This window comes from Ohtaekwangia sp., assembly GCF_036786105.1.
Taxonomy (GTDB): Bacteria; Bacteroidota; Bacteroidia; order Cytophagales; family Cyclobacteriaceae; genus Ohtaekwangia.
Genome location: NZ_DAIQRQ010000110.1, coordinates 1 through 5,413, shown reverse-complemented (window position 1 = coordinate 5,413; position 5,413 = coordinate 1). Strand labels below are relative to the sequence as shown.

4 protein-coding genes are annotated in these 5,413 nt (G+C 44.5%); 3 read left to right on the top strand and 1 reads right to left on the bottom strand.

The window, feature by feature from the left end:
• From V7Q33_RS22865 to V7Q33_RS22855, 3 genes are all read left to right on the top strand, one after another.
• Positions 1-852: universal stress protein (locus V7Q33_RS22865; protein ID WP_333821424.1), on the top strand; the 852-nt coding region annotated here is incomplete at its 5' end.
• A gap of 49 nt (positions 853-901) precedes the next feature.
• Positions 902-3,415: a cation-translocating P-type ATPase gene (locus V7Q33_RS22860; protein WP_333821423.1), complete on the top strand. Its 2,514-nt coding sequence runs from the start codon at positions 902-904 to the stop codon at positions 3,413-3,415.
• Positions 3,416-3,500: 85 nt separating this feature from the next.
• Complete coding sequence (locus V7Q33_RS22855; protein WP_333821422.1) at positions 3,501-5,162, top strand: helicase associated domain-containing protein; 1,662 nt, start codon at positions 3,501-3,503, stop codon at positions 5,160-5,162.
• A gap of 54 nt (positions 5,163-5,216) precedes the next feature.
• On the opposite strand, the gene V7Q33_RS22850 is transcribed toward V7Q33_RS22855, so the two are convergent.
• Positions 5,217-5,413, bottom strand: a 197-nt coding sequence (locus V7Q33_RS22850; RefSeq protein WP_333821420.1) for a hypothetical protein, incomplete at its 5' end; no start/stop codon positions are given.

Genomic DNA, 5,413 nt, shown 5'->3' with positions numbered 1-5,413 from the left:
AGAATATTAGTGCCAACCGATTTTGAAAAGCCTGCCACCTGGGCCAGCGAGGCAGCGGGCATACTTGCAAAGAAGATAAAAGCAGAAGTAATTCTGCTGCACATAGTAGAGCAGCCTACGGCAGAATCTTTTAATGCAGAAGGGCAGGTAGAGGGAAGCGAACTATGGGAAGATAAAATTTATATTCTGAAACTGATCGAGCGGGCAAAGCGGCAACTGAGTGCGGCAGCCGGTGCGTTGCAGGAAGATGGTGTTAAAGTAAAACAACAATTACGACTGGGAAACCCTTTTCATGGTATACGCCAGGTTATTACCGATTATGCAGTTGATCTTATCGTGATGGGCACTTCCGGTCATTCGCGCTTTGAAGAATTGTTGGTAGGGTCTACTACCGAGAAAGTTGTACGGTTCTCCAATTGTCCCGTACTCACTGTGCACAAGCCGTGGCCGGCAGGTAATAAACTTGAGAATATAGTATACGCCACTTCGCTCGTTGACAGTGAGCGGCAATTCTCGGAAGTGGTGAGAAAAACGCAGGAAATGTTTGGCGCAACGGTTCACCTGGTGAGAATAAACACACCGATGAATTTTCAGCCCGATCACAAGGTGCGGTTTTTAATGGAAGAGTTCGCACATAAGAATAAACTTCAGCGATATACCTTAAATGTGTTCAGTGATCTGAGTGAAGAAGACGGCATCAATCATTTTTCGAACATGATAAATGCAGACCTGATTGCAATGGCAACACACGGTCGCACCGGTTTTGCACATGTGTTAGCCGGCAGTATAGCAGAAGATGTAGTGAATCATGCAGCGCGCCCTGTTCTTACACAAGTGCTGAGCAAGGTATAGTGCAGAGCAGCCAGGTGCCGGTTCTTTTATAGTATTGTCAATAAGCATTATGCCGGTAAAAGCAGCGGAAGAAGTATTAGGCCGACTCGCCATCAAGGGGCTTACTGCCCAAGAGGCAGAGGCCTCGCGCGCACTTCATGGCAGCAATAAAACAGTAACCGAGTCGCGCACTTTCCTCCATGTTTTGCTCGACCTGTTTCGTGACCCCATGCTGTTGCTGCTCATCGTAGTAGCGGGTATATACTTTATCATGGGCAACTCGGGCGATGGCTTCTTTATGCTGGCCGCAATTGTTGTGGTTACGGGTATTTCACTGTATCAGGAATCAAGAACAAAAAGCGCATTGGCGATGCTGCAATCGCTTACTCAGCCCATGAGCACCGCTGTAAGAGATGGCGTGTTGACCAAAATCCCAAGGGAAGAGCTTGTTGTTGGCGATTATATACTGATAGAAGAAGGTGCCTCGATCCCGGCCGATGGAACGGTAATTCGGGCGCATGATTTTACTGTAAATGAATCTATACTTACAGGCGAGTCGCTCCCGGTAGAGAAGAATGCCGGTTCGGCAGCTAAACTATACCAGGGAACATCCGTGTCCAGCGGCTGGGCTATTGGCAAAGTAGAAGCCGTTGGTATACATACATCATTGGGAAAGATCGGTGAAAGTCTCAAAGCGATTGACGAAGAAGAAACTCCCTTGCAAAAGCAGATCCGCAGTTTTGTCCGGAAAATGGCCTGGATCGGTATCACTATATTTTTACTGGTTTGGGCTGTAAATTTTGTTCGTTCTTACAAGCTTCTTGAAAGTTTACTGCAAGCCCTTACCCTGGCCATGAGCGTATTGCCGGAAGAGATTCCGGTAGCGTTCACCACGTTTATGGCACTGGGCGCATGGCGGCTCATGAAGTTAGGAGTAATTGTAAAGAATATAGCTACCGTAGAAGCACTGGGCAGCGCTACGGTGATATGTACTGACAAGACAGGCACGCTCACGGAAAACCGGATGTCGCTGGCAAAAGTATATTCTCTCTCGTCCGGAAAAATTACAGCGCCAGGTGAGGCAGGTGAAGCCGGGAAAGATGTAATAGCATACGCCATGTGGGCGAGTGAGTCTATTCCATTCGATGCTATGGAAGTTGCGCTGCATGAAGCATACGACAAGATCAGCACAGGTACCGGCAGGCGCTCGTTCAGAATGATACATGAATATCCGCTGGAAGGACGGCCTCCGATGATGACGCATGCCTTTGAAAACACAGCGGGAGAAAGAATAATAGCCGCCAAAGGTGCTCCGGAAGCAATCATGAACGTATCGATACTTAACGATAGGGAAAGACAAAATATACGATCAGCGCTTCAAACACTTACAACTTCCGGATATCGTGTGTTAGGTGTTGCTATTTCTGATTTTAATGGGAGTATATTTCCCAGGAAGCAACAGCAGCTTCAGTTTGTCTTTAAGGGACTGGTTGCATTTTTTGATCCACCTAAAGCGAATATTCCACAGGTATTGGATTCGTTCTATAAAGCTGGTATGCAGGTAAAAATCATTACCGGCGATAACGCTGCTACAACAGCCACCATTGCTCGCGCTATAAAGTTTCGCGGATACGAAAAAGCGATAGAAGGTGAAGAGTTGTTACGACTTACCGATGAAGAGATGCGGCGGAAAGTAACTGAAGTGAACATCTTTACCCGTATGTTTCCGGAAGCAAAGCTTAAGATTGTTAACGCCTTGAAGGCGAATGGCCACATTGTTGCCATGACGGGCGATGGTGTAAATGACGCTCCGGCTTTGAAAGCAGCACACATCAGTATAGCCATGGGAAAGAGAGGCTCTGAGGCCGCGAAAAATATAGCATCGCTGGTACTTGTTCATGACGATCTGCAGCGAATGGTAGATGCTGTTGGTATAGGGAGGCGAATATATGCCAATCTGAAAAAAGCTATACAATACATCATATCTATCCATATTCCAATTGTATTGATGGTGTTTCTGCCATTGGCTTTGGGATGGATTTACCCGGTAGTATTTACACCTGTACATGTTATTATGCTGGAGTTGATTATGGGGCCAACATGCTCGATCGTATACGAACACGAGCCTATTGAGCAAAATGCAATGAATCAAAAACCACGACCTGCAAGTGTTACTTTTTTCAATGCGCGTGAACTGGGCGTAAGCATTGCGCAGGGTATCGTTATTACCCTGGCGCTAATAGCGATATATTTTTATGCAGTATATATGTACGGTTCAGCATTGCAGACACGTACCATGGTCTTTACAAGTCTTATACTCTGCAATATATTTCTTACGCTCGTAAATCGCTCGTTTCATTACTCGATTTTTATGACACTCCGGTATCGAAACAATTTTTTAATATTCATACTGATTCTGAACATTGCGCTGCTTGCCCTTTTACTTTTTGTAACACCAGTAACAAGTTTCTTTTTACTAAAGACACTGTCGCCCTTGCAGTGGTTAATATGTCTTGGTGTAAGCTTTGTCAGCGTGATTTGGATTGAATTTTGGAAAATGTGGAGTATAAAATTCACACGCTGATTACCCCGGTTAGTCCCATTCGTTATCTCTGCAATTTGAGTTCAGCTTTGTATTTTTCAAACCGAAAAAGTTAAACGCAAACGGCATGAAGAAACCCTGGGATGACCTTCTTAAAAAATTGCAACAGTACTATCAGCGCTATGGACATGTAAACGTTTCTGAAGCATGGGAGCCAGATCCAACGCTTGCGCAATGGGTCGAAAATTTACGCGCCACTGGCAAGAAGTTACCCGGTGAGCTGCGACAGGAGTTGGTGAAGCTGAACTTTGATTTCAATCCTGCAAAGTTAACCTGGGACATGATGTATGACAGGCTGTTGCTTTATTGGCAAAAGTACGGTCATACCTATGTTCCTTTCGAAGGCAAGCTGGAGGTTCTCGCCAAGTGGACACATGATCAGCGAATAAGTCGGCACCAATTGGCAGCCGGGCAAATTAAAAAACTAAACGAAATACATTTTGACTGGGAGCATAAAACCAAACATCGAAATTTCTGGGACGTCAGGTTTCAGGAATTAAAAAAATTCAAGGAGACGTATGGTCATACCAAGGTAGTGGCCACTGATAAACAGTACCGACAACTTTCCACATGGGTGCACAACCTGAGGGCCAGGCACAGCAGGTTAACGCCAGAACAAAAGGAGAAACTTGACCAGCTTGGTTTTTTATGGCAAGAGGATTTAGCCGCGCTTAAGGAAGGAAAATGGACACTTCGATATGAACAACTGAAACTTTTCAAGAAGCGCTTTGGGCATTGTAACGTTCCCATTAAATGGAGCGAAAACAAAGCACTCGCCACGTGGGTTTCCGAACAACGTCTCCGCCAAAAACGTAGTCCTTTACCACCTGATCGGAAACAACTGCTTGATAAGATTGGCTTTTCATGGTCTGAAGATCTGGAAAAACAATATGATCAGAACTGGGAAGTTATGTGCAAAAGACTTCGCCAGTATAAATCCAGGTATGGTCACTTACGTGTTGCCGCGGCCGATGATTCTGAGTTAAGAAGCTGGGTTCTCAACCAGCGGGTGATGTTTAAGAAAGGTTATCTCCCGGAAGACAAGCAAAAGAAACTCGAATCCATTGGATTTGTTTTAAGTGCAGTGCATGAAGTAGAATGGGAGAAACAATTCAACAAGCTTAAGGCGTTCAAAAAAATAAATGGAACGTTGCAAGTGCCGAGGAAAAACGCCGGCATTTACAAAGGATTAGCAGAATGGCAAGTGTTGCAGCGACAGAACAGGGCCAAAGGAATTCTGGCTAAACGGCGGATAAAACAATTAAATACTATTGGTTTTGATTGGACCATTATCAAACCGGCAGAAGTATGGATGGAGCAATATCGCGCATTAATCGCTTTCGGAAAGAAATTCAAACACTTTCGTGTTCCCAAAAAAGGTCGTTATCAAACATTATCCCGGTGGATAGACCGTCAACGGGAAAATTTCAGAAAGGGCGATCTTACGAAAGCACGCCAGCAACTATTAACTAAGATCGGATTGGATCTTTCCATTAGTCACCAGAACACGTGGATTGAAAAATTCCAGGAGCTTGTAACTTTTAAAAAGAAATTCAGGCATTTTCAAGTACCAATGACGGTGGAAGAATATAAACCCCTTTACAACTGGATGAGACATCAACGGGAGGCCTATCACACGGGTACGATGTCGAAGGATCGATACGACCTCCTCAATGGTATTGGATTCAATTGGAACCCACCAACAGGTCGCCGGAAAATGAAAAAATAAAGTATATGTCTGGCTGAAATAGTTATATACTTCCGGCGATTGATATATAGCCAATCATTTACTAAAACGTTCAATATGTTTCATTACGCCATTGCCCGAATATAGTATAGGAAAACAGGGCACCGAATAGGGCACAGTTCTATTGAAGAAGATGGTGTGAATGGATTGAAGAAGAAATAAAAAACCCTTTACATCATACGATATAAAGGGTTTTACCGACAATTGATTGTCACAATGTCGGGGTGAGATGA